At 39.1% G+C, this 24,375-nt stretch carries 20 protein-coding genes; 14 read left to right on the plus strand and 6 right to left on the minus strand.

Annotation, left to right across the window (positions count from 1 at the left end):
• Positions 1-112 precede the first annotated feature (112 nt).
• From M2273_RS13490 to M2273_RS13505, 4 genes are all read right to left on the minus strand, one after another.
• Positions 113-655 carry a hypothetical protein gene (locus M2273_RS13490; protein WP_429397619.1) on the minus strand — a complete coding sequence of 181 codons (543 nt, stop codon included), beginning with the start codon at positions 653-655 and terminating at the stop codon, positions 113-115.
• A 405-nt stretch (positions 656-1,060) separates the two neighbouring features.
• On the minus strand, positions 1,061-4,240 hold the full coding sequence (locus M2273_RS13495) for an efflux RND transporter permease subunit (protein WP_429397622.1): 3,180 nt from the start codon (positions 4,238-4,240) through the stop codon (positions 1,061-1,063).
• 75 nt (positions 4,241-4,315) lie between these two features.
• Positions 4,316-5,491, minus strand: coding sequence for an efflux RND transporter periplasmic adaptor subunit (locus tag M2273_RS13500; RefSeq protein WP_429397624.1), 1,176 nt, complete (start codon positions 5,489-5,491; stop codon positions 4,316-4,318).
• 107 nt (positions 5,492-5,598) lie between these two features.
• Complete coding sequence (locus tag M2273_RS13505; protein ID WP_429397626.1) at positions 5,599-6,936, minus strand: TolC family protein; 1,338 nt, start codon at positions 6,934-6,936, stop codon at positions 5,599-5,601.
• Between the two features lie 376 nt (positions 6,937-7,312).
• Here M2273_RS13505 and spt point away from each other — a divergent pair, with 376 nt between their 5' ends.
• The 10 genes from spt (at position 7,313) to M2273_RS13555 (ending at position 19,806) form a co-directional block, all read left to right on the plus strand.
• The gene (gene spt / locus M2273_RS13510) at positions 7,313-8,518 is read left to right on the plus strand and encodes a serine palmitoyltransferase (protein WP_429397627.1); all 1,206 of its coding nucleotides are present in this window, start codon (positions 7,313-7,315) and stop codon (positions 8,516-8,518) included.
• Between the two features lie 109 nt (positions 8,519-8,627).
• Positions 8,628-9,746: a hypothetical protein gene (locus M2273_RS13515; protein ID WP_429397629.1), complete on the plus strand. Its 1,119-nt coding sequence runs from the start codon at positions 8,628-8,630 to the stop codon at positions 9,744-9,746.
• Positions 9,743-10,729 (plus strand): NAD-dependent epimerase/dehydratase family protein, encoded by a 987-nt coding sequence (locus M2273_RS13520; RefSeq protein WP_429397631.1) that lies wholly within the window; start codon positions 9,743-9,745, stop codon positions 10,727-10,729. The genes M2273_RS13515 and M2273_RS13520 overlap by 4 nt, the downstream gene beginning before the upstream one ends.
• Before the next feature lie 239 nt (positions 10,730-10,968).
• A complete protein-coding gene (locus tag M2273_RS13525; protein ID WP_429397633.1) occupies positions 10,969-12,291 on the plus strand; it encodes an inositol-3-phosphate synthase in 1,323 nt (440 codons plus the stop codon).
• 652 nt (positions 12,292-12,943) lie between these two features.
• Entirely contained in the window at positions 12,944-15,505 is a 2,562-nt protein-coding gene (locus M2273_RS13530) for a DUF5686 family protein (RefSeq protein ID WP_429397635.1), read from the plus strand.
• Positions 15,506-15,528: 23 nt separating this feature from the next.
• On the plus strand, positions 15,529-16,254 hold the full coding sequence (locus M2273_RS13535; RefSeq protein ID WP_429397637.1) for a CDP-alcohol phosphatidyltransferase family protein: 726 nt from the start codon (positions 15,529-15,531) through the stop codon (positions 16,252-16,254).
• Between the two features lie 265 nt (positions 16,255-16,519).
• The gene (locus tag M2273_RS13540) at positions 16,520-17,146 is read left to right on the plus strand and encodes a sterol desaturase family protein (protein ID WP_429397639.1); all 627 of its coding nucleotides are present in this window, start codon (positions 16,520-16,522) and stop codon (positions 17,144-17,146) included.
• Positions 17,147-17,148: 2 nt separating this feature from the next.
• Complete coding sequence (locus M2273_RS13545; RefSeq protein WP_429397641.1) at positions 17,149-18,087, plus strand: phosphatase PAP2 family protein; 939 nt, start codon at positions 17,149-17,151, stop codon at positions 18,085-18,087.
• Between the two features lie 216 nt (positions 18,088-18,303).
• Positions 18,304-19,068, plus strand: coding sequence for a hypothetical protein (locus M2273_RS13550; RefSeq protein ID WP_429397643.1), 765 nt, complete (start codon positions 18,304-18,306; stop codon positions 19,066-19,068).
• Positions 19,069-19,236: 168 nt separating this feature from the next.
• A complete protein-coding gene (locus tag M2273_RS13555) occupies positions 19,237-19,806 on the plus strand; it encodes a CAP domain-containing protein (protein ID WP_429397644.1) in 570 nt (189 codons plus the stop codon).
• Positions 19,807-19,842: 36 nt separating this feature from the next.
• Here the strand turns inward: M2273_RS13555 and M2273_RS13560 are convergent, their stop codons facing one another.
• Positions 19,843-20,907 (minus strand): polysaccharide deacetylase family protein, encoded by a 1,065-nt coding sequence (locus M2273_RS13560; protein ID WP_429397646.1) that lies wholly within the window; start codon positions 20,905-20,907, stop codon positions 19,843-19,845.
• A 139-nt stretch (positions 20,908-21,046) separates the two neighbouring features.
• Here M2273_RS13560 and M2273_RS13565 point away from each other — a divergent pair, with 139 nt between their 5' ends.
• From M2273_RS13565 to M2273_RS13575, 3 genes are all read left to right on the plus strand, one after another.
• Positions 21,047-21,319 (plus strand): hypothetical protein, encoded by a 273-nt coding sequence (locus tag M2273_RS13565; protein ID WP_429397648.1) that lies wholly within the window; start codon positions 21,047-21,049, stop codon positions 21,317-21,319.
• Positions 21,316-22,077: an MBL fold metallo-hydrolase gene (locus tag M2273_RS13570; protein ID WP_429397649.1), complete on the plus strand. Its 762-nt coding sequence runs from the start codon at positions 21,316-21,318 to the stop codon at positions 22,075-22,077. Before M2273_RS13565 ends, M2273_RS13570 begins: the two co-directional genes overlap by 4 nt.
• 145 nt (positions 22,078-22,222) lie before the next feature.
• Positions 22,223-22,645 carry a BLUF domain-containing protein gene (locus M2273_RS13575; RefSeq protein WP_429397651.1) on the plus strand — a complete coding sequence of 141 codons (423 nt, stop codon included), beginning with the start codon at positions 22,223-22,225 and terminating at the stop codon, positions 22,643-22,645.
• 327 nt (positions 22,646-22,972) lie between these two features.
• Here M2273_RS13575 and M2273_RS13580 read toward each other — a convergent pair whose 3' ends face one another.
• Positions 22,973-23,434 (minus strand): hypothetical protein, encoded by a 462-nt coding sequence (locus M2273_RS13580; protein ID WP_429397653.1) that lies wholly within the window; start codon positions 23,432-23,434, stop codon positions 22,973-22,975.
• 180 nt (positions 23,435-23,614) lie between these two features.
• Here M2273_RS13580 and M2273_RS13585 point away from each other — a divergent pair, with 180 nt between their 5' ends.
• Complete coding sequence (locus M2273_RS13585; RefSeq protein WP_429397655.1) at positions 23,615-24,367, plus strand: SGNH/GDSL hydrolase family protein; 753 nt, start codon at positions 23,615-23,617, stop codon at positions 24,365-24,367.
• Positions 24,368-24,375 lie beyond the last annotated feature (8 nt).

A 24,375-nucleotide genomic window follows, 5' to 3' on the forward strand; every position in this document is an offset into this window, starting at 1 on the left:
AATCGTGATAATCTCTTAATCGCATAAATCGCGGTTCTGACAAAATAATCATTAATAACAAAGCCCCTCATCAAATGATGAGGGGCTTTGTTATAAAGCGATTTATGTAAAATTACAAACCAAATCCGTAGGCTACACGTAAACCAACCAGACCGTAGTTATTGCTCTGACCAGAGAAGTTTTCATAACGTAAACCAACATCCCATGATTTAGATGCATAACCTATACCAGGGGCAAGAATCAGTTTCGTATCCTTTTCTGTTCCTGGAATTGGCGTGTGAACCTCAAAACCAGCACCTACCTCAGCTCCAAAATATAGATTTTGTGCGAAGAAAGCTTTTATACCCGCTTTAACAGGTACCACACCTAAGCTGTTAAATTTAACACCTGAGTTGCCGGCTTCTTTACCAAACATGTTGTAATAGCCCGAAGTTAAAGTTAATGCCATGTTATCACTTAAGCCATATTGCAAACGCGCTGTACCGCCTAATTCAAAATTTGAAACATCATGCGCATTGCCAGTTGGCGCACCAACTTCTAAACCAATACCAAAACGTAATTTGTCGGCCGGAGTAGTTTGAGCTTTTACAGTAGTTCCTAAAAATATAGCTACAGCAGTTAACGCGGCGGCTATAAAGTTTGTCGAATTTTTCATAGTTGTGTTTTTAAAATATACTCTACAATTTTCATTGTATTAACACCACCTTAACAAATACTTTGCCATTATCATAATTGTCCCCCTGTTATGATAATGGTATAAACAATAACTCGTAATACACCAGCTAAACAATTTAGCAGCTTTTGACCTGTTAATTATTGATAATCAATGTTTTTAAATTCGCCATTTTCTTGAAACCTATAATTACAAACCTTAATTACAGATTAAATAATGATCGAAAAAACAGTACCTGCTAAATAAATAAGTGTAGGAAAACGACGAATTTTTGTTCTGTTTCACTTAAAATTTACGGGTAAAACGGCATTGAGCAACTATCCTTAAACTGCCATAAACAAAAAAAGAGAGGCTTTGCCTCTCTTTTGACTTTAATAAAGTAAAATATTAAACCTGCGGATCATCTTCCACATCGGGCTTATAGTTTTTTTCCATCTCGGCCAGTTTTTCTTTACCGTATGCAAAACGGGTAATGGTATAATATAAAACAGGCACTATAAATATAGCAAGCGATGTGGCTGCAAGCATCCCCCCAAACACTGTCCATCCTATGGTTTTCCTGGCCTCGGCACCTGCGCCGGATGCGATCATTAAAGGCACTACCCCTAATATAAATGCCATCGAGGTCATGATGATTGGACGCAAACGCAGTCGTACCGCTTCAAGAGTAGCTTTTTCAAGATTCATACCTCTATCTACGCGCTCTTTGGCAAATTCAACTATCAAAATCGCGTTCTTGGCCGCCAACCCTATCAACGTTATTAAACCAATCTGTGCATATACGTTATTAGTTAAGTCGGACCAGAACGTCAGGAACAGGATGGCTCCAAATGCCCCTAAAGGTACAGCCAGCAGTACCGAGAACGGAACCGACCAGCTTTCATATAACGCGGCAAGAAAAAGGAATACGAAGCCTATAGAAAGGGCAAAAATGTAAACTGTTTTTGAACCAGATAATATCTCCTCGCGGCTAAGTCCCGAAAATTCATAACCAAAGCCCTGTGGTAACGTTTTTGCAGCAACTTCTTTCAAAGCCGTTATAGCATCACCACTACTATAACCAGGTTTGGTACTCCCATTGATCTCGGCCGACCTGAACAGATTATAATGGGCAATCAACGGAGAGTTTTCAATAACCTTGTAAGATGTAAGTGTGCTTAGTGGCACCATTGTACCAAATTGATTACGCACAAAGTATTGCCCAATATTGCTGATATTACTCCGATAAGCAGTATCGGCTTGTGCAAGTACCCTAAAGTTTCGTCCATATATGGTAAAGTCATTAATATAGATACTACCCATATAAGTTTGAAGGGCACTATTAACGTCAGCTATTGAAACGCCTAACTTCTTAGCCTTTTCCCTATCAATAGTTAGCTGATAAGCAGGTGTACTCGCTGTAAAAAAGGTAAAGGCTCTTGCAATTTCAGGACGTTTATTAATCTCACCTACAAATGTTTTCAGCGTTTTTTCAAAAACCTTTATGTCCCCACCTGCTTCTTTTTCTTCCAATATAAATGAAAAACCACCGGTGCTTCCCAAACCTGGTATAGCAGGCGGTTGAATTACAATAACATTAGCCTCTTTAAACCTGGCCAGTTTTTTAGTGAGCTTGGCAACAAGGGCGGTTATCTGCTGTGATTTTTCTTTCCGCTCATCCCAGGGTTTAAGCTGAACAAACATGGTGGCACTGTTAGCCTTACTTGCAAAGCTGATAGCGTTCAATCCGCCTAATGCCGCGTAGTGCGCAATTTCGGGTACACTATCAAGGGTTTTCATCATTTGACCCAAAACATCAACCGTTCGCACTGTTGATGAAGCTTCAGGCAGATCATAGGTGATATAAACACGACCATCATCCTCCAGTGGAATAAAGCCGGATGGCTTACCCCTGAATAAAAGTATAGTGCCTATAATAATGCACACCAGTATAATGATAATAAATTTTGAATGTTTTATACTCTTATCAACCGTGTTGCGGTACCTGCCTGTTATACGGGTGAACCACTCATTAAATACAAAGAAGAATTTGTTGAGCCCTCTTGATTTTTCATCAATTTTATGCGGGCGAAGCAGCAACGTACACAGTGCAGGAGTTAGCGAAAGCGCCACAAAAGCCGATATCAATACGGATATAGCTATGGTGATGGCAAACTGCTGATAAAGGCGTCCAACTATACCCGGCACAAACCCCACCGGCACAAACACGGCGGCTAATATCAGGGCAATAGCAATTACCGGCGCCGATATATCACGCATGGCGTGTTCAGTTGCTTCCCGTGGCGACATACCCTTCTCATCCATATAATGCTGTACAGCCTCAACCACTACAATGGCATCATCAACCACAATACCTATGGCCAGTACAAAACCAAACAACGTAAGCGTATTAATGGTAAAATTGAGGGGTATAAAAAATATGAACGTGCCTATAATAGATACCGGAATAGCCAATACAGGGATCAGTGTAGAACGCCAATTCTGCAGGAATAAAAACACTACTACAATAACCAGCCCCAATGCTATAACCAGAGTTTCAACCACTTCGCTCACTGATACTTTAACTACGGTTATCGCTTCAAAAGGAACCACGTAATCAACATCAGCGGGGAAGCTTTTCTTGAGCTGCTCCATAGTGGCATACACATTCTCGGCTGTTTCAAGTGAGTTACTGTTTGGCGCCTGGTAAACCAACAGGTACGAGGCCCTTTTACCGTCAACATATGAATTACCAGAGTAATTGAATTTACCGAGCTCAATACGTGCAACATCCTTTAAATGTACAATTGCCCCGGTAGATGGCACGGTTTTCACTATTACATTACCAAACTCTTCGGGTTTGCTTAAACGGCCCTTTACCAGTACAGAATATTCAAAGGTTTGTGCTTTTTGCTGAGGCGTGGCACCAACCGTACCCGGGGCTACCTGGGCGTTTTGCTCGGCCAATGCTGCGGTAACATCACCCGCGCTCATACCTAAAGCCGCAAGCTTATCAGGATTAAGCCAGATGCGCATACTAAAATCATCGGCACGGGAAACAACATCGCCCACGCCTTTGGTACGTAATATGGCATCCTTTATAAAAACGTTGGTATAATTATCAGTAAACGTAACATTATGACTGCCTTTAGGCGAATACATGGCCACCAGCATCAAAATACTTGGATTACGTTTACGCACAATCATACCTAAACGCTGTACTTCCTGCGGTAAAGTTGGGAGCGCGATACCTACACGGTTTTGCACATCAAGTGCCGCTATGTTAATATCGGTACCCACATCAAAGTTAACGGTCATGCTCATTTGACCGTTACTGCTGCTGTTACTTTGCAAATAGGTCATGCCTGGTACACCGTTTACCTGTACTTCTACAGGAGTGGCCACAGTTTGCTCTACGGTTAATGCATCGGCCCCGGTATAAGTACCCGTAACAGAAACAGTTGGTGGAGTAATATCAGGATATTGTCCGATAGGTAAGCTGGTCATTGACAATATACCTACAATTACAATCACTATCGAGATCACTATTGCGGTTACCGGTCGTCGTATAAAAGTATCTGCGATCATTCTTTTTATTATTAAGTTTTGCAGGGATTGTTCCCTGCCACTCGCTTAAATTTCTCTTTGTATGTATATAAACAATTATTTTTTAGGGGCAGCACCTGCAGGTGGACCGCTGCCGCCAAGAGTTATTCTGCCGCCGTCGCGCAAACGCTGAAAGCCATCGGTCACCACATTGTCGCCAGCCTTAATACCATCCATAACCACTATATCGGTATTAACACGCGGGCCAAGCTTTACCTTTACCTGTTTGGCAATGGTATCGCGCCTGTCTTTTATGGTTTTATCTCCGGCAGTATCCTTAACTGTAGTATCCCTGGTCACAAAAACAAAAAATTCGCCCATTTGCTCGGTTACAGCTTTATTAGGTATTTGCACCCTGTTACCCGATTGTCCATTTAATACCCGTAAAACACAGCTCATACCATCCTTCAGGGCATCATCCTCGTTAGGGAATTGGATCCTTACTTTAATGCTTCCGGTTCCGCTGCTTACCCCCCTGTCAATAGCTAAAACTTTACCTGTTTTATTATAGGTAGTACCATCAGGCAGCTGTAGTTTAAAAGTAGTATCGCTGCTTGCTTTTTTCAGATCGTAAAAGCGGTTGATTTCCTGCTCGTTAATTACTACATCAACACCTATGGGGTGCTCGGCCGATATGGTGTTCATAAGCGTAGTACCTGCCGAAACCTGTGTGCCCAGCCTCACCTGCGATATACCTATACGCCCTGTGAACGGGGCGGTTATGGTAGCGAAAGACAGATCAGTACGGGCTGACTCCAGAGCTGCTTTTGCAACGGCTACCTGGCTCTTATTAGTTTCGTAGGCAGCCTCTGCCTGGTCAACGGTTTGACGGGCAATAGCATCATTTTTCAATAGCATGTTGTACCTGTCAATATCTTTTTGCGCTTTAACCAAATTAGCCTGGGCACTTAAAACGTTGGCCTGAGCCTGCTGAAACGCAGCAAGGTATTTACGCTTATCAATTTCATAAAGCACCTTGCCTTTGGGCACAATATCACCCTCTTTAAAAAATATTCCTGTTACAAAACCAGGTACCTGGCTTCTGAGTTCAGTAGTGTTTATAGAAATAACTGTACCCTGATATAGGTCATAATAAGTGGCTTCGGCCTTTATAGCTTCCTTAACACTTACCGGCGTTGGCGGCGGGGCAGCATCCTGTTTCGCTTTACCTTTACATGAGGCCAATGCTAATAATGCCGCCGGGGCCAACCAGTATATATATCTGTTTTTCATCGTAGTGATTATTCGTTGTTGGTTTGTTTTTTGATAGTACCTAAGAGTGCTACGTAGTTTTTTCTATAGTATTTGCAGGCAACTTTATACTGCCCGATTTTTAATTATCATTCAACAGCAAGTGTACCTAATGCTCTTTGCAGGTCAATTTTGCTTGATAACAGCTGAAACAGCGCATTGTAATAGTTTAGTTCGGCCGTTCGCAAATCTGACTGGGCTACAATAACATCAAGATAGGTTTTAACACCTTCGCGGTATTGCAGGCTTACTATTTTATAAACATCCTTGGCCAGGTCAACATTTTGCCTGATGAGCTGATAACTGGCGTAGTTGCTTTTATAACCTGCCAGGGCTTGCACATATTCGGTATTTATAGTGTTCTGACTGTTTACAATATCAAGATCAGTACGCTCAACCTGCAATTTGGCCTTACTTAAATTTTGCAGGCGCCTGGTTCCCTGAAAAATGGGCAGGTTAAGCGTAAGGCCAGCATATCCGGTTGGAAATGGCTTATTATACAAGTCTGAAAAATCATGGCTGAAATAAGCCAGATTATAACTGCCTACTGCCGATAAGGAAGGTAAAAAACCATATCTGTAATAATTAACGTTTATATTTTGCAACGCTTTACTGGTTTGCAGTAACCTATATTCAATACGGTTATTTACATCAAGTTTTTGATTGGTATCAATAAAAGCTTCCTGTTCATAGTGCGATGAGTCATAGGCCAGTGACAACTCTTTTGAACCACCAACTCCCATGATCTGCTTTAAATAAGCCGTTTTACTTTTTATAGCTTCTTCGGTTTGCTTGCGGGTGGCCAATGAATTATTTAAGGCGATGGTAGCCTGTTTGTAGTCTGTTTTATCAGATACGCCGGCCTGGTATTTATTAAAAGCATCCTTTAAGCTTCTTTGCAATCTGGTAATATCCTCATTAGTAATGTTAAGCTGTTTTTGGGAAAGTAATACATCAAAAAAGGCTTTACTTACGTCTGATACCACATTGATCTGGCTGCTTAAGATGTTTTGCTTATAGTATTGACGCGAATATTTGGAGGCTTTTGAAGCCAGTAATACATCATTGTTATATATTACCTGACTGGCTTGTAAACCCACTGTTGAGAGGTTACGCACCCCGGTTCCGGCGGGGATGTTGGCACCGGAGGCACCTGCCTGCGGGCTACCTTTAAAATAATAATTGTACAGTCCGGATGAAGTAACCTGCGGCAGCCAGGCAGATAACCCTATCTTAATATCCCTCTCATTAATTTGCTCATCAATAGAAGCCTGACGTACCACCGGTTGGTTACGCAAGGCAAATTCAACGCATTGCTTTAATGAAACTGGCCCATTAATTGCTGTATCTATTCCCGTTTGTGCAAAAAGCGACGAATGTAAAATTAATGTTAAGTTAATTATAGTAAAAATCGCTAAGTATTTCATTTTTTTCATAGAGAGGCTGTAGGTAACGTTATTTATCTACAAAAAATACAAAATAATAATCTTATAGTTTTTATAGAGCTGCACAGGGGAACTGCGAATATGTGATTAATATTACTAAATTAAACTCAAGAACAAAAATTTTACGCAAATTTTATAAAAACATGCCTAAAACTAACTTTTTTAGGCTTTTTACAAAAAAATGAAAAAATGTGGTGCGAAATAAATAAAAAAATTAATTAATTTGCCATGTGAGAATATAGATGGGTTCTTATTAATTTAAGTTCATAATAAGCATTTTTAAAAAAAATTACATATACCGTATAAGTTATATGCTTATTCATGGTATTTTTACACAAAATTTAAGCAGGGTTAATACATGGTTAAAAAACTACATGGGAAGATCGCTCAATTCCAGGTTGCAAATATGCTCCGGGAAAGAGGATTGTATCCTTATTTCAGGCCTATTGAGTCTGCTCAGGACACTGAAGTACTAATAGATAACAAAAGGGTTTTGATGTTTGGTTCTAATTCATATTTAGGACTAACAAATCATCCTAAGATTAAAGAAGCTTCGAAGAAAGCTATTGACAAATACGGCACAGGCTGTGCTGGCTCTCGTTTTTTGAATGGTACACTTGATATCCACATTGAGTTAGAGAACAGGCTTGCCAGCTATGTTGGCAAAGAGGCTACTGTTTTATTCAGCACCGGGTACCAGGTTAACCTGGGTGTACTTTCATGCATAACAGGTCGTAATGATTATATTATATTAGACGAATATGATCACGCCTGTATTATTGATGGCAGCAGACTTTCGTTCTCGAAAGTTATAAAATACGCCCATAATGATATGGACGACTTGCAGCGTAAACTGAGCATATTGCCAGAGGAGGCTGTAAAAATTATTGCTGTTGATGGTATATTCAGCATGGAAGGCGATATTGTTAAACTACCACAAATAGTTAAGCTTGCCGACCAATATGGTGCAAATATCATGATAGATGATGCGCATAGCCTTGGAGTTATAGGCCATAATGGCGCTGGTACCGCATCGCACTTTAACCTTACCAGTGATGTTGACCTTATTATGGGCACATTCAGTAAATCGCTGGCATCATTAGGTGGTTTTATTGCCAGCGATAAGGATACCATTGATTATATTAAACACCGTGCACGTTCATTAATGTTCAGTGCAAGTATGCCTCCCGGTTCGGTAGCCAGTGTAATTGCCGCTTTGGATATCATTGAATCAGAGCCTGAAAGGATCCAAAAACTTTGGGATAATACTAATTACGCCTCAAAACTTCTTATCGAAGAAGGATTTGACCTAGGCCCTACCGAAAGCCCGATATTGCCAATATATGTACGCGACAATGAAAAAACCTTCCTGGTAACCAAACACCTGCAAGCAGCTGGTGTGTTTGTTAACCCGGTTGTATCGCCTGCTGTACCTTCAGATTCATCATTGCTTCGTTTCTCATTAATGGCCACACATACCTTTGAGCAAATTGACGAAGCTGTTGAAAAACTTGCTAAAGTGTTTAAAGAGGTTGGTGTAACTTCTGTTAAAGAAAACATATAATATTAACCGAACGTCCATGTGCATGATGCTGTTTTAATAAAAACCGGCTCCTGTATATGGACGTTTAATATTCTACCGCCTTGCGGCAATCCATTTTATAATACCACTCATGATAAAAATAGTAACTGTTAATTCTAAAAAGGAATTAGCTTCATTTATTGATTTTCCGCATGATTTGTATGAGAACGATCCTAATTACGTTCCGGAATTGTTTATTGCCCAAAGAGACTTGCTTACCATTCATCCCTTTCATAAGCATAATACTGTACAACCTTTTTTAGCTTATGATGGCGATAAAATTGTTGGGCGCATTGCGGCCATACTCAATAACGCGCATAACAAATTCAATAACGCCAATGATGGCTTTTTTGGCTTTTTTGATTGTGTTAACAACGCCGAAGTATCGTGGACTCTTTTCGATACTGCCGCTACCTGGCTTAAGCAAAAAGGGGTAACGGGCAAATTTATAGGCCCGGTTAATTTTTCAACTAACGAGCCCTGCGGTTTATTAATAGAAGGCTTTGACAGTCCTCCTTTTTTAATGCAAACCTATAATGCCCCCTACTACGCCGATCTGATTGACGGACTTGGCTTTATTAAAAACGTTGACCTGATTGCCTGGCATTGGGACGACAAAAGTTATGACGATAAATCGGTAAGGTTATTGAATGCCCTCGAAGAGCGTTTAAAGCGTAATAATATTGTTATCCGTAAATTAAACTTGAAAAAGTTTAAAGAAGAAGCGGTGAAACTACGCGAAGTTTATAACTCAGCCTGGGATCATAATGATGGGTTTGTGCCTTTAACAGACGAGGAATTTGATTACCTGGCTAAAGATCTTAAGCTGATACTTGATCCTGATTTTGTATTGGTTGCCGAGCAGGAAGGTAAAATAGTTGCCTTTGGTTTAGCGCTGCCTAATTATAACGAGATATTTCAGAAAATTAAAAGGGGCCGTTTATTACCAACCGGTATTTTTAAAATACTGTTTGGCAGAAAAAAGATACAAAGCCTGCGCATATACGCCCTTGGTGTTATTGACGGCTATCGTAAAATGGGTATTGAAGCCTGTTTATATGGTACCATTATTAAAGAGTACAAAAGAAAAGGCATGAAACAAGCCGAAGCCGGCTGGACACTGGAACACAATGATATGGTAAACCGTGCCATTGAAGCCATAAACGGCAACCCGTACAAAAAATACAGGTTATACGAAAAACAAATATGAGGGAGCGGGTTTTAATAACCGGCGCAAGCGGCTTTGTAGGTTTTCATTTAATTGAAGAAGCATTACAGCAAAACCTGGAGGTTTATGCCGCTGTGCGTAAAAGCAGCAATACCAATCATTTAAAACATTTAGATATACAATATATATATCTTGATTACAAAGATCTGCCTGCCTTAAAACAACAACTTACCCAACTGAATCCCGATTATATTATTCATGCAGCAGGCGTTACCTCGGCCCGCTCACAGGCCGAGTATAATTACATCAACGCCACCCATACTTTTAACCTGGCATCGGCCGCAGTTGAGGTTTGCGGTAATTTAAAAAAGTTTGTATTGATAGGCAGCCTTGCGGCAATAGGTCCGCTTAAAACCTTTGAGGGTATCATAAACGAGACTACTCCCCCCCACCCGGTAACTGCCTATGGCCGCAGTAAATTACTGGCCGAAGAACAGTTAAGGACAGTTGAAAATTTGAACTATACTATATTACGCCCCACAGCCGTTTATGGGCCAAGGGATACCGGTATATTTATATTTTTTAAACAACTGGTAAAAGGTATTGAACCTTATATAGGGAATGCGCCACAAAAGCTGAGTTTTATATATGTAAAGGATGTGGCTAAAGCCGCTATAAAAGCTTTATACGGCGGCAATCATAAAACCTTTAACCTGAGCGATGGAAACTTTTACAGTAAGTACGAATTGGGTGATATTACCAAAGAAGTGCTGAAGCTTAAAACCATAAAGTTTCATTTGCCTGTAAATTTTGTAAAAATAATAGCTGTTGTATCAGAAAAAATAAGTTCTTTGAGCAATAAAGCAGCTGTAGTTAATCTTGAAAAAATAGATGAACTCATGGCCGTAAACTGGTCATGCGATAATGAAAATGCTAAATCAGAACTGGGGTTTTATCCAACATACAACCTGCACAAGGGTTTAACTGAAACGCTAACCTGGTATAAAGCCAATAAATGGCTTTAGCCGATAACAATTAAACAGTAAATTAATGCAATGAAAATTAAAATTCCTTCATCGCCTAATTTACTTAAACGTTTAAGTAAATTAGGCGATGAAGGAATAAAAGCAATAGAATTCGTTTTTTATACCCATTACTTAAACGTTTAAGTAATGGGTATAAACTTCAAGATCAACAAAAATGCAAACCCTGGTATAAAGCCAACAAGTGGCTTTAGCCTCAATAATTAAATAAAACAAGTACAATGAAAAGTAAAATTTCACCTGCCGAAGGAAAGCTGGGTATCCTTATCCCTGGTTTAGGAGCAGTAGCCACCACGCTGATCGCCGGCGTTGAAGCAGTAAAAAAAGGTTTATCGCAGCCAATAGGCTCCCTTACGCAAATGGGTCATATCCGTTTAGGTAAAAGAACCGAAAACCGTAACCCTAAGATTAAAGATTTTGTTCCATTAGCTAATTTAAATGATATAGTTTTTGGCGGCTGGGATGTTTATGAAGATAACGTTTATGAATCTGCATCAAATGCAAAGGTGCTTGAACCAGCATTATTAAATTCGGTAAAGGCCGAATTAGAAGCCATTAAACCGATGAAGGCTGCATTTGACAAAAACTATGCAAAAAACCTTACCGGTACCTATGTAAAAGAAGGTACACGTTATGAGTTGGCCCAGCAGGTGATGGAAGACATTAAAAACTTCCAGGAAAAAAATGGTTTGGACCGTGTTGTATTGATATGGTGCGGGTCAACCGAAACATACTACGAAGCATCGGCCATTCACCAAACACTGGCTGCTTTTGAGCAAGCTTTACTTGATGATGATAAGTTGATAGCTCCAAGCATGATATACGCTTACGCGGCCTTAAAACTGGGTATACCGTTCTCAAACGGCGCCCCTAACTTAACTGTTGATATCCCGGCTTTAATTGAGCTTTCAAAAGAAAATAAAACCCCAATTGCAGGTAAGGATTTTAAAACAGGCCAAACCTTAATGAAAACTATCTTAGCCCCTGGTTTAGCAGCACGCTCATTAGGAGTTCATGGATGGTTTTCAGACAATATATTGGGTAACCGCGATGGCCTGGTGCTGGATGATCCGGATAATTTTAAAACCAAAGAGGTTTCAAAATTAGGAGTACTTGAAGATATTTTTAAGCCCGAAGATAACGAAGAGCTTTATGGTAACATTTACCACAAGATCCGTATTAATTACTACCCTCCACATGGCGATAACAAAGAAAGTTGGGACAATATTGACATTTTTGGCTGGTTAGGTTATAAAATGCAGATCAAGATCAATTTTCTTTGCCGCGACTCTATCTTAGCCGCCCCTATTGCCCTGGATCTGGCTTTATTCAGTGATCTGGCAAAAAGAGCAGGCATGAGTGGTATACAGGAATGGTTATCATTTTACCTTAAATCGCCTCAAACTGCAGAAGGATTACGCCCGGAGAACGACATATTTAAACAACTGATCAAGTTAGAGAATACCTTACGTTATTTAATGGGCGAAGACCTGATTACCCATCTGGGATTGGATTACTATGAAGAGGCCTTTGCCGAAGCATAAAGCAAACCCAACACAACTTGCAACCGGCCGGAGAAGGAAAAACCTCATCCGGCCGTTTTTTTTGTTAATGACTGTTAAAAATTACTTTTTATTTGAATATACTTTTAGCTTTATTGCAAAAGCTGCAATTTCTCCGGTTTGTTATTGTAGGTTTAAACATGTATATTTTAAAATAACAAATTGCCTACCTCAATTTAAATCAATCTAACAATCAATATATTACGCAACCGACATTATAAGCGGCTGATAAAAAGCCTATAATATATATCAGATGCTGCCGTTTGCAGAGTAATATAATTTGACGGTAATATTTACTGAATGTGCTGTTTTCATACTTAAAATGAGGAATATTTGACTTTTTGACCACATTAGTCTGTAATAAATTTTTCTACCTTTGAAGCGCAGTTACAAGCTGACGGGATAGCTATGTCAATGCAAAAACAAACTTTTATAAGCTGTTTTTGTGTTAAAACAGGTGGTGATAAGTGATGATAAAGATGACTAAGCAGGTGATATGATATTATGATCTGTTGTTTTGAGTTAATAATTAAATTATCCGTATTCAAAAAACTGATAGCAGTAATTATTAACAACAGGTTATAAAAATAGTTCGATCAAAAAAAGTTTGTATTTGCATAATTGCATAAAGTACATGGATTATAAAAAGTTACATAGAAGTTTATTTTTTTTAATATTCTTTTTTTCTGCCACCTCATTATTCGCACAAACCACCGTGGTTACAGGCACAGTTACTGATGCCGGTAATAAACAAACCCTTCCTTATGTAGTTGTTTCATTTACAGGCACCACAGTTGGCGTTACTACTGATAATCAGGGAAAATACCGATTGGTAACAAGTCAGCCATACAAACAAATAAAAATATCATTTTTAGGTTATAAAGACGCTTTTTTAGCTGTTGAACCCGGTAAGGAACAAGTAATAAACGTAAAGCTTTTTCCGGTTTCCAGGCAACTGAATGAGGTTGTTATAAAATCGGGCAAAAAACCTAAATATCGTAATAAAGATAACCCGGCTGTTGAGCTGATACGCCAGGTAATTGAAAACAAGCCCAAGAATCGTCCTGAGGCTTATGATTTTGTTGAATATCGTGAGTATGATAAAATGATGTTTGGGTTTATCAACGTATCGGCCCAATTTTCTGACAGGAAATTTTTCAGAAAATATAAGTTCGTGATAGATAATCGCGACAGCACAATTTTACCGGGTAAATCCATATTGCCTATTTATCTTGACGAGAAATTATCACAAAACTACTACCGCAAAAACCCCGAAAAAACACGGGAAGTAATATTAGGCCAGCGAGGTGTAAACTTTGGCCCTGCAGTTGATAATGAAGGTGTTAAGCAATATTTTAAACACCTGTATAACAAGGTGGATATTTATGACAATGATATATTTTTGATCACCAGTCAGTTTTTAAGTCCAATATCAAACAATTCACCTAACTATTATAAGTTTTTCATAACAGATACCATTACCGATAGTAAAAACCAAAAACTGGTTGAGTTAAGCTTTACCCCGCGTAATAGCAACGACGTACTTTTTGAAGGTATGATATATGTTACGCTTGATGGCAATTATGCTGTTCAAAAAGCGGTATTAAAAATCAATAAACACATCAATATCAACTTCATACGCTCTATGGAGGTTGATCTTGATTTTGAACAAAATCCTGACAATCGCTATCACCTGAGCCGCAGCAATACCATTGCTGAGTTCGGGGCCACCAAAAAAGAAGGTAAAAGCGGCTTATTGGGTATGCGCACCATAACTTATAAAAATTATTTGGTCAATCAGCCGCATCCAGACACAACGTATGCTATTAAGCAATCAGAAGAATCGGTAGATGAGGCTAAGATCAGAAATCAGGATTTCTGGGAACATAACCGCCTTGATACTTTAACTACTGCCGAAGCCAAAGTATATAAAAATGTTGATAGCCTTCGTAACATGCCATCATACAAACGTACCATGGATATTGCTACATTGGTGCTTGCCGGCTATAAGGGCTTCGGGAAGTTTGAGATTGGTCCTGCCAACACCTTTTACAGTTTTAACCCCGTTGAAGGCTTACGTTTAAGGCTTGGTGGCCGTACCACGCCTGAGTTAAGTAAACGCTACTATTTTGAAACATATGCGGCTTATGGTTTTAAAGACGAGCGCTGGAAATATTTTATAAGCGGTACATATTCCCTTAACAAAAAATCTATTTATAAGTTCCCGCAAAATTATATCAGGGCAAGTTTTCAGCGCGACACCAAAATACCGGGTGCAAACCTGCAATTTGTTCAGGAAGACAACTTTCTGCTGTCATTTAAACGTGGTGTAAATGATAAATACCTGTATAATGATTTTTACCGGTTGGATTACGTGCACGAACTTGAAAGCCATTTTTCTTTTGGTGCAGGGTTTAAAAACTGGAAACAGGAACCTGCCGGATCACTTTATTTTAACAATACAGTAAACGGACAGCCCAATTCTATACACACACTTACTACTACTGAACTTACTGCCAGCGTGCGTTGGTCGCCACATGAAGAATTTTACCAGGGTAAAATTTACAGGATCCCTATCCCTAATAAATATCCTACACTTGAACTTGATTATGCTGCGGGTATTAAAAACCTTTTCAATGGCGAGTACAACTATCAAAAGCTTGATTTCCGTATTGATAAGCGCTTATACCTGTCACAGCTGGGATATTCCGATCTTAACATTTCGGCAGGAAAAATTTTCGGTCAGGTACCATTCCCGCTGTTAACTATTCCCCGAGCTAATCAAACTTATGCCTATGATCTTGATTCCTATAACCTGATGAACTTTTTGGAGTTTGTAAACGATAAATATGCAAGCTTTAGGATCGACCATCACTTCAGCGGTTTCTTTTTTAACAAAATACCTTTGCTTAAAAAGTTAAAATGGCGTGAAGTAGCATCGGCAAAAGTGTTGTACGGTGGTTTAAGTGATAAAAACAATCCTTCGTTACATCCGTCATTATATCAGCTCCCTGTTGATGGTAATGGATTACCTATTACTTATATAATGGACAAGACTCCTTATGTTGAAGGTAGTGTTGGTATCGAAAATATATTTAAATTTATACGGATTGATTATGTAAGGCGATTTAACTATTTAGACCATCCTGAGGTGCCAAGTTCAGGCATCCGTGTACGGGTCAAATTTGATTTTTAACTTTGTATCATAATAATTACAAAATGGAACAGCAAACATCAATAAGAACAAACCTTCAATTAGGCATTTACAAGGTTATTGATCCCTTTGTAAAAATTCTTATCAAAGTTGGTTTAACCCCTAACGCGGTTACATCAATTGGTTTTGTATTAAATGTGGGCGTGGCCGCCATATTTATTTTAGGCGCAGAAGAAGGCAACCGTGGTGATTTGAGCTATGTGGGCTGGGCCGGTGGTTTAATTTTGTTTGCAGGCCTGTTTGATATGCTTGACGGACAGGTAGCCAGGCTGGGTAATATGAAATCGACATTTGGTGCACTGTATGATTCTGTGCTTGACCGTTATAGCGAACTGATCATGTTTTTGGGGATATGCTATTATTTAGTTGCCCACCATTATTTTTTAAGTTCAATAGCAGCGTTCATTGCATTAATAGGCTCCATGATGGTGAGTTATGTAAGAGCCCGTGCCGAAGGTTTAGGTGTTGAAATTAAAGGCGGTTTAATGCAAAGGCCCGAGCGTGTGGTAACCATAGGTTTATGTGCTGCCTTAAGCGGTATAGTAGCACAGTATATTGGCGGCAATTACAAATTATTTATTCCCGGTGTTAAGTTTCATGTTTTTGAAACCATATCAATATTTACTATACCACTTGTAATACTTGCAGTACTTACCAATATTACCGCATTTAACAGACTAAGAGAAGCTAAAAAGGCCTTAATAAAGTTGGAAGAAGGTGGTGACGCCTGAGTTGTAAGTGATACGTTATAAATGGGTGAATTCATGTAATTCTTGCTATTAACAGCTCCGTACTCAAAACTACCATACAAAACTCAAAACTAAAGCTCAAAATATCATATATTCGTAACAATTAAATAAAGGTGTTTACTCCTAACTAAATCTTTATTAAAATTGTATCCGGTTAGGTTTTAAACCCCAAACATTACTTATATAATATTAAAAAAGACAAATAACAGGCAGAGAAATTGTTAAACATTTTAAACCCTGATATGCTATGAAAAAGAATTATGTCTCCAATTCTCAGGAGTCTGTGAGAATGTTTAAAAGCAATTTTTTAGAAGGTTTATCTAAGGTACATTACACCGTACCCCTATATATTTTTGTACCCGTTATTTTATTCTGCACTTATAAAGCCTTTTTTGAGGCCGGCATTAGTTTTATACTGTATGTTGGCTTATTTATCGCAGGCCTTTTTATATGGACAATTGTTGAGTATATCATGCACCGCTTTGTTTTCCATTATCAGCCAAAGGAGAATTGGAAATGGGCACAAAGGTTACATTTTATTATGCATGGGGTTCATCATGATTATCCAAGCGATGCCAAGCGCCTGGTATTGCCCCCATCGCTAAGTATTCCGTTAGCTACAGGTTTTTATTTTTTATTTAAAGCCTTGTTACCTGTAAATTATGTATTTGGTTTTTTCCCCGGTTTTATATTAGGTTACCTGTTTTATGATATATCGCATTATGCCATGCATCACTTTAACTTTAAAAGCGGCCTGTTTAAAAAAATAAAACAACACCATATGCTGCACCACTACCAGGATCCTGAAAAAGGTTATGGTGTGAGCTCGCCGCTGTGGGACAAAATATTCCGTTCGGGTTTCTTAAAAAAATAGGTGTGGATAGTACCGGGCATAACAGCATAACAATTAATACAAAAACGGTACTGATTGTTTCTCTTCTTTCTTTGGGTTATTTAGTAATTTCTTACTTCCTCATTGGCTATAACTCGTCTGAGCTTTTTTTGGTTGCCATATTTAACTCGCTCTTTTACCTTTCAGTAATTACGCGCAAGTTTATACTGGGCTTTTCTATATTCATTGTGTATTGGATCATATTTGATTATATGAAGGCTTTTCCCAATTACAATTTTAACCCGGTACATATAGGCGATTTGTATAATTTTGAAAAACATCTTTTCGGCATACTTGATAACGGTACGTTATTAACGCCAAATGAATACTGGAGATTGCATGGAACAACCTTTATTGATGTAATAACCGGCCTGTTTTATCTGTGCTGGATTCCTGTACCACTTGGATTCGCAGCGTTTCTGTTCTTTAAAAACAAGCGACAATTCCTCTATTTTTCGCTCACTTTTGTACTGGTAAATCTCCTGGGCTTTGTAATTTATTATACATACCCCGCTGCACCACCCTGGTATGTTCAATATCATGGCTTTGCATTCACCCCATTAAAGGCGGGCAACACAGCAGGGTTAGCCAAGTTCGATGCCTACTTTCATGCCGGTATTTTTAAATCCATATATACCAAGGGCTCCAACGTATTTGCAGCAATGCCATCGCTACACTCCTCCTACCCTGTTATTGTGGTTTATTATGGTATAAAAAACCGCCTGGGCATCGTTAATACAATTTTTGTTATAGTGATGCTGGGTATATGGTTCACCGCAGTGTATGCAAGTCATCATTATGTACTTGATGTGCTGGCAGGCATTACTACCGCAATTATCGGCATCTCCCTGTTTAACCTGTTGATAAACCGTATAAAATGGCTGCAAGGGTTCATCAATAACTACGAGCAAATTATATTATAATTACTGTACTATTTACTATACCAATTGGGCATTGCTGAAAATCACAGCTCCATGTTGAATAATATTTGATCAGTAATATTACTCCCAATGTGCCATTAAAGCGTAAAAAGCACTAAAACCGACTATAATTATATACCAGCCTGATAGTTAGCGGCAAACAGGCACGTTATTTGACGAGGGATATTGAATTTAGCTGAACATTCGATAAACCCGTACATGAAGAAACTTATTACTTGTATTTTTATCCTCTTAGCCGTATTTCAGTTATCAGCACAAGCGGGTGACCTTGATAGTCTTAAACAAAAATTACAGATCACCAAAGATTCATTAAAGGGCCCTGTATATATTGACATTGCCAACGCGTATTTATCAAAGAACGATACGATAAGCAGCAGGCGCTGGAAATTCCTTAACCAGCTGGATGCCTTAAATTATACCATGCTGGCGTTACATGTATACTCAAACTATGAGGATACCCTGGGTTTACGTACCTGCTATAATAATTTGTCAAAAATTTATCGTTTACAACACAAATACATTCAGGCCAAATGGTTCATATTGCAATCAAATTCTATATCGCGACAAAAGCATGATGTGCCTAATATCATCACTTCATTAATTGAGCTTTCGGCTATAAAGGGGGATATGGAAGATTATAAACTGGGTATGCGCGATCTGAACGAGGCATTGAAGCTTTCTGTAAAAAGTAAAGACCCTAAAAATGAATCGGCTGTGCAGGTAGGCTATGCAGGCTTATACCGGCAAATGAAGGAATTTACAAAAGCCTCCCTTGCCATAAAACGGCATGAAGAGATTGATGATAGTATACATAAAGCCGAGTTAGACCGCTTAGCTCAAATAAACACCCAGGATTCTATCCAGATCAAAAAACAGGATTCGGCCATCGCCAAAAAAAAAGTATTTACCTCCAGCAACAAAAAGCTTTACAAAGCAAAATCAGCCAAACGCGTAGCCTTGTAATAGTTCTCATCATTAGCCTGGCTTTAATGGCCATAGCAGTAATAATTTATTACAGGCGCCGCAAACAAGGCAGGTGGCGGTTAAGGATAAGAAAACCCCGGCCTTAACGTTTCTTATATCTGCAGCCGGTTTTAAACTACTTGCTGGTAAAACTGTCTTACAAAGGATATGAGAAAGTTGATTGCAAAAATTATTTTTACGCTTACCATTTTAATTACGTTTAATACCGCTTATGGCCAAAGCAGCCGCCAATTCAGAAACGAGTTTTTATACCGTATAAATTTAACCAGGCAAAAAGGTTGTAACTGCGGCATCAGGTATTATCCTCCGGCAGCTCCTTTAACCTGGAACAATGATCTTGAAGATGCAGCTGCAGGACATGCCCGGGATATGGCCCGCCACGATTATTTTGACCATACCAGCAGGGACGGCCGCAGTATGGGCGACCGTATACTATCAGCCGGGTACGCTTATAAAGGTTTTAAAAGCTATGCCGTTGGCGAAAACATTGCAGCCGGACAGCAAAGCATAGCCGAGGTAATGGATGGCTGGTTTAAAAGTGAGGGCCACTGTAAAAACCTCATGAACCCCGACTTTAAAGAAGTTGGCGCAGCCTTATATAAAAATTACTGGGTGCAGGATTTTGGCGGCCGCGAATCATTTTCGCCCGAGCAACAAAGGCTCATCAAATCGGGCAAATACAAGTTGGTGCAAAAAAAAATATCAGGAAGTGATTAGTAGATAGATGTGCACACCTGCATATCCACACATCTTTTAATCCGTATTACCGGCTTTAACCCTCCTCGCCATTACTTCACGCCAGGTGGTTAAAATAAAGCCCTGTTGTTTTAAAAAAGCCCTTAGTCGTGGGTCTGTCATGGCCAGTAGGTCGCCTTTGCGCTTTTGGCCGGTATCAGAAATATATTTAAATGCAGCCGATGGCTGGGTACAATGCATAATTACCATAGTTAACCCCGGCGAAAGGCGGCCAATACTCTCCATATAATGATCAGTGTACCATTGTTGTATCTCCGCATCCGTCTTTTTCTCTATATCGGGCATTTGCCAGTCGTAACTGGAGTTATGCAGATCATCCAAAACAGGCAGGCCGCCTTTCCAAATCATAGCTCCAATTTCTTTTACCTTACCTAAGACAGCTGGTTCAGATATTTGCATACCTTCAGTGTATTTGCCTTGTTTTTTTAAATCGGCAATGGTAGCCGCTTTGGCTTCGGCACGGTAAAAAAGATCATCACCACCCGGAAACATAATAGGGATATGTTTTTCAATACCCACTTTTATATAGCGCTCCATAAAGGCATCTTTGGCAAACAATGTTCCCATGTGCGAGTCCATGTGCGTGGGTACAAAACCCATGCTTAGCGCGCGGTCAAGCTGTGCCCTTATCTCTTTTTCAACCTCATCGCCCGTGGCCCTAAAATATACTGCCGCCACCGATGGCCACAGGCAGCCTTCTTTATCCGTTAATCCCGGCACCGCGGCTTTACCAGCCAGCGGCCCCCAACGGTAACTATCCCATTCTGATGTTAAGGTTAAATGCAAACCGGCATCTGTATTGGGGTGTTTATCCAAAAACTTTTTAAACTCAGGCACCCAGGGGCAAGGCATCATAACGCTGGTTGAGGTAGCCACACCCTCGTTTATAGCTTTCTCAACACCCTCATTTGAATCATGCGACATACCTGCATCATCAACATGCAAAATAATTACACGGGCACCTTTGGGCCAGCCAAGCCGCTCGGCATAGGTTTTGGTTTGCTGTGCAAAACCAGAAATGCTTATAACTATAGTTAGGGTAACTAATAACAGCTTTCTCATTGGGTGATATTTTTAGGATAAAAGGTGGATTAAATATAGGTATATAACCATTATATATTCAAGTTTTCCGAATGTCAGCTTTTCAAAATTCAGGAAATTCAAAGTATAATTACACTTACTTTTATTATTTTTGGAATTAATGCTGCCCGCTACTAATCATACGCTCGAAAAACTTGAAATGCTGCTTAAATCAGCCGGGTACAGGGTGCGGTATGAAAAAGGCAATTTTAAAACCGGCTCATGCCTGTTACTAAACAGCCGTATGGTTATTGTTAACCGTTTCTCAAACCTGGAAAGTAAAATACTGGCTATAGTTGAACTTTTGCGTGAACTTGAGGTAGACTATAAATTGCTTGACGAAAAACAGGTTGCATTTTTGCAGGAAATTAAACAAACTAAACTGCAGCTGTGACCATAACATTTTTAGGAACCGGAACCTCACAGGGAGTACCTGTTATTGCCTGCGGCTGCGAGGTATGCACCTCGCCCGATGCCCGCGATAAGCGGCTGCGAACCTCTATTTTAATTGAGGCTGAAGATAAAACGATAGTTATTGATTCAGGGCCCGATTTCAGGTACCAGATGTTACGGGCAAAAGTAAAACACCTCGACGCTATTGTATTTACCCATGAGCATAAGGACCATATTGCAGGGATGGATGATATTCGCGCGTTTAATTACAAGCAAAACAGCCCGGTTGATGTTTATGCAGATGCGCGTGTACAAAGGGCGCTGGTGCGCGAGTTTCCTTATATCTTTGATGGCACCGGCTATCCGGGTATTCCGCAGGTTATTGTGCACCCTATTGACCTGCACCCTTTTGATATAGGAAGCGTAAAGTTTACCCCCGTTGAGGTTTTGCATTATAAATTACCTGTATTAGGTTTCCGGATAAACGACTTTACTTATATCACTGATGCCAAAACAGTATCGGAAACTGAAAAGGAAAAAATAAGCGGAACAAAGATCCTGGTGATCAATGCGCTGCAAAAACAAACACATATATCACACTTCACACTTGACGAAGCAATAGCCTTTGCCAATGATATAGGCGCCGAAAAAACCTATTTAACACACATCAGCCACCGCTTAGGCAAACACCTGGATATATCAAAAGAGCTGCCCGATAATATTGAATTGGCATATGACGGTTTAAAGCTTAATATTTAACAATTCATAGTAAACAACCCTGATGTTTAACATTTTACAATAAAAAAGCATAAAACAAAACAATATTCGCATAAAAAAAAACAATATTTGCAAGCATCCGTTGTGAGGTATGAAATGTACCTTACAAGGATAGCCCCCCTATTAGATGGAATATATTGTTTATGTAAGCACAGCTCAAAGGCCGTTGAGTGAAAAGGAACTAATAGATGTACTTAAGGTTTCGCGCACTAATAATAAGAAGTATAACGTTACAGGCATATTATTATATTGCCAAGGCACCTTTATGCAGGTACTTGAAGGCGATAAAAATAACATTGATCGGATCTATAAAGCCATTGAACTTGATACAAGGCATAAAAACATTATTAAACTGGCATCCGGAATATCAAGTAAAAGAAATTTCCCGGACTCATCAATGGCTTTTGCATCAGTGAATCCAGAAACCTTACAAGAAATTGAGGGGTTTCTTAGCTCTCCTGATCAAAACGTATATGACAATACTGATCATATTACCATTAACATGCTTAAAATATTTGCCGAAAACAACAGACTTTATATTTCGTTTTAAAGCGGCTATGCTATACTGTAGTTCCTTAATGTGCTTAGAAGCATAAGCTTTGCTCAGGATTTCGTCAATTTTTTTTTGGCTTCATCATACCATTTTAAACTTTTTTAATCTTTTCTATTAATAATTAATTCATCGGTCAACGCATCAAAAACCATTACCTGGCATATTGTTTGGGTCGATGATCGTAATATGTTATTATTTATTTAGTATAACGATAATTATTAATCAATGTTTTACGTAAATGCTATTTATTTTAATTATAGCTTAACAAAAAATACTTTATCATTGATTATTAAACAGTTATTTAAACAAAAATTAATAAATTAATTATAGTTTAATAAAACTCACCCTATCTATTGAGCCCTTATACTGTTTTAAATACCCGGTATTATGCATGTTAATTTTGCCTTTTATGGTAATGTATCTTTTATCAATTTGAGTAAATGTGCCGTTATTATACTCAAATAAACCAACCCGGGTACCTGATAAATACAATGGGCATTCCTGGCTAAAATCAACCCACAAAGCCTTTTTTAGGGAATGATCGGCAAAAAGGCTATCATTGAATAAAGCTGATTGCTTAAAGCCTTCGGCATATTTTCCGTTAACCTCCACATATTGCTTATCGTATTTTTCAAGATGACTTACCAGTTCGGTAAATTCAACTTTCTTAAAGGTTATCCCTTCATTACAATTGCTCTCAAAAACTTTAGTTTGCTTACCGCATGACAGTAGCAATACCGGAAGGATAGCAAACAAGAATACGCTGATTATTTTATCCGGTATCATAGCTTTAAAATTCTGAGTGATGAATATAATGAAAACATTTCAGGAAGCTAAAACTCTGCGATTTATATATAGAATTGTGACATTATTAAACTAAGGAATTTGCGGGTTTTAAACAGGCATTTGCTAAATGCTTTTATTTATTATAATTAAGCGCTACTTTAGCTTTAAATCACCAATTATATGAAGCTTAAATTAACATTTTCATTGCTGGTACTCTTTGCAGCCGGCGCAATGGCGCAAACCGTATCACCCAGCGAAAAAGAACAACAAGCAGAAATCAACCGTAAAAAACAAGAAGAGGCTTTTCATAAAGACTGGGCCAATATAAAACGCTATGAAGCCGATAACAGCAAAGTGTCCGGAGCGGCTGCAAACCCCAAAAGTGTAGTTTATATGGGCGACTCCATTACTGACTTTTGGATAAATAATGATCCATCATTTTTTGCAGGCAAGCCCTATTATGATCGCGGTATTAGCGGGCAAACCACTACTCAAATGCTGGTACGTTTCCGCGATGATGTAATTAACTTAAAGCCTGCAGTAGTAGTAATACTGGCTGGTATTAATGATATTGCCGAAAACAATGGCCCTATTAAACTGGAAGCTGTTTTTGGCAACATACAATCAATGGCTATATTGGCAAAGGCCGCGGGTATTAAAGTGGTGCTGTCATCAGTATTACCGGCTTTTGATTTTCCGTGGCGGCCAGGTATGGAGCCTGCATCAAAAGTAGTACGCCTGAATACCATGATCAAAGATTATGCAGATAAGCACCATATCGTTTACCTGGATTATTTTTCGGCTATGGCTGATGACAGGCAAGGTCTGCCTAAATCATTATCGGGCGATGGGGTTCACCCAAATCTTGCGGGCTACAAAGTAATGGAGCCTCTTGCCGAAAAAGCAATTGCCGAGGCCCTGAAACGGAAATAGGATCTTTA

Source organism: Mucilaginibacter lappiensis (assembly GCF_050433765.1).
Classification (GTDB): Bacteria; Bacteroidota; Bacteroidia; order Sphingobacteriales; family Sphingobacteriaceae; genus Mucilaginibacter; species Mucilaginibacter lappiensis_A.

What these genes read in the sequence shown, in the direction of transcription:
- M2273_RS13490 (WP_429397619.1), bottom strand. Translation starts at nt 655, where the DNA reads ATGAAAAATTCGACAAACTTTATAGCCGCCGCGTTAACTGCTGTAGCT.
- M2273_RS13495 (WP_429397622.1), bottom strand. Translation starts at nt 4,240, where the DNA reads ATGATCGCAGATACTTTTATACGACGACCGGTAACCGCAATAGTGATC.
- M2273_RS13500 (WP_429397624.1), bottom strand. Translation starts at nt 5,491, where the DNA reads ATGAAAAACAGATATATATACTGGTTGGCCCCGGCGGCATTATTAGCA.
- M2273_RS13505 (WP_429397626.1), bottom strand. Translation starts at nt 6,936, where the DNA reads ATGAAATACTTAGCGATTTTTACTATAATTAACTTAACATTAATTTTA.
- spt (WP_429397627.1), top strand. Translation starts at nt 7,313, where the DNA reads ATGGTTAAAAAACTACATGGGAAGATCGCTCAATTCCAGGTTGCAAAT.
- M2273_RS13515 (WP_429397629.1), top strand. Translation starts at nt 8,628, where the DNA reads ATGATAAAAATAGTAACTGTTAATTCTAAAAAGGAATTAGCTTCATTT.
- M2273_RS13520 (WP_429397631.1), top strand. Translation starts at nt 9,743, where the DNA reads ATGAGGGAGCGGGTTTTAATAACCGGCGCAAGCGGCTTTGTAGGTTTT.
- M2273_RS13525 (WP_429397633.1), top strand. Translation starts at nt 10,969, where the DNA reads ATGAAAAGTAAAATTTCACCTGCCGAAGGAAAGCTGGGTATCCTTATC.
- M2273_RS13530 (WP_429397635.1), top strand. Translation starts at nt 12,944, where the DNA reads ATGGATTATAAAAAGTTACATAGAAGTTTATTTTTTTTAATATTCTTT.
- M2273_RS13535 (WP_429397637.1), top strand. Translation starts at nt 15,529, where the DNA reads ATGGAACAGCAAACATCAATAAGAACAAACCTTCAATTAGGCATTTAC.
- M2273_RS13540 (WP_429397639.1), top strand. Translation starts at nt 16,520, where the DNA reads ATGAAAAAGAATTATGTCTCCAATTCTCAGGAGTCTGTGAGAATGTTT.
- M2273_RS13550 (WP_429397643.1), top strand. Translation starts at nt 18,304, where the DNA reads ATGAAGAAACTTATTACTTGTATTTTTATCCTCTTAGCCGTATTTCAG.
- M2273_RS13555 (WP_429397644.1), top strand. Translation starts at nt 19,237, where the DNA reads ATGAGAAAGTTGATTGCAAAAATTATTTTTACGCTTACCATTTTAATT.
- M2273_RS13560 (WP_429397646.1), bottom strand. Translation starts at nt 20,907, where the DNA reads ATGAGAAAGCTGTTATTAGTTACCCTAACTATAGTTATAAGCATTTCT.
- M2273_RS13565 (WP_429397648.1), top strand. Translation starts at nt 21,047, where the DNA reads ATGCTGCCCGCTACTAATCATACGCTCGAAAAACTTGAAATGCTGCTT.
- M2273_RS13575 (WP_429397651.1), top strand. Translation starts at nt 22,223, where the DNA reads ATGGAATATATTGTTTATGTAAGCACAGCTCAAAGGCCGTTGAGTGAA.
- M2273_RS13580 (WP_429397653.1), bottom strand. Translation starts at nt 23,434, where the DNA reads ATGATACCGGATAAAATAATCAGCGTATTCTTGTTTGCTATCCTTCCG.
- M2273_RS13585 (WP_429397655.1), top strand. Translation starts at nt 23,615, where the DNA reads ATGAAGCTTAAATTAACATTTTCATTGCTGGTACTCTTTGCAGCCGGC.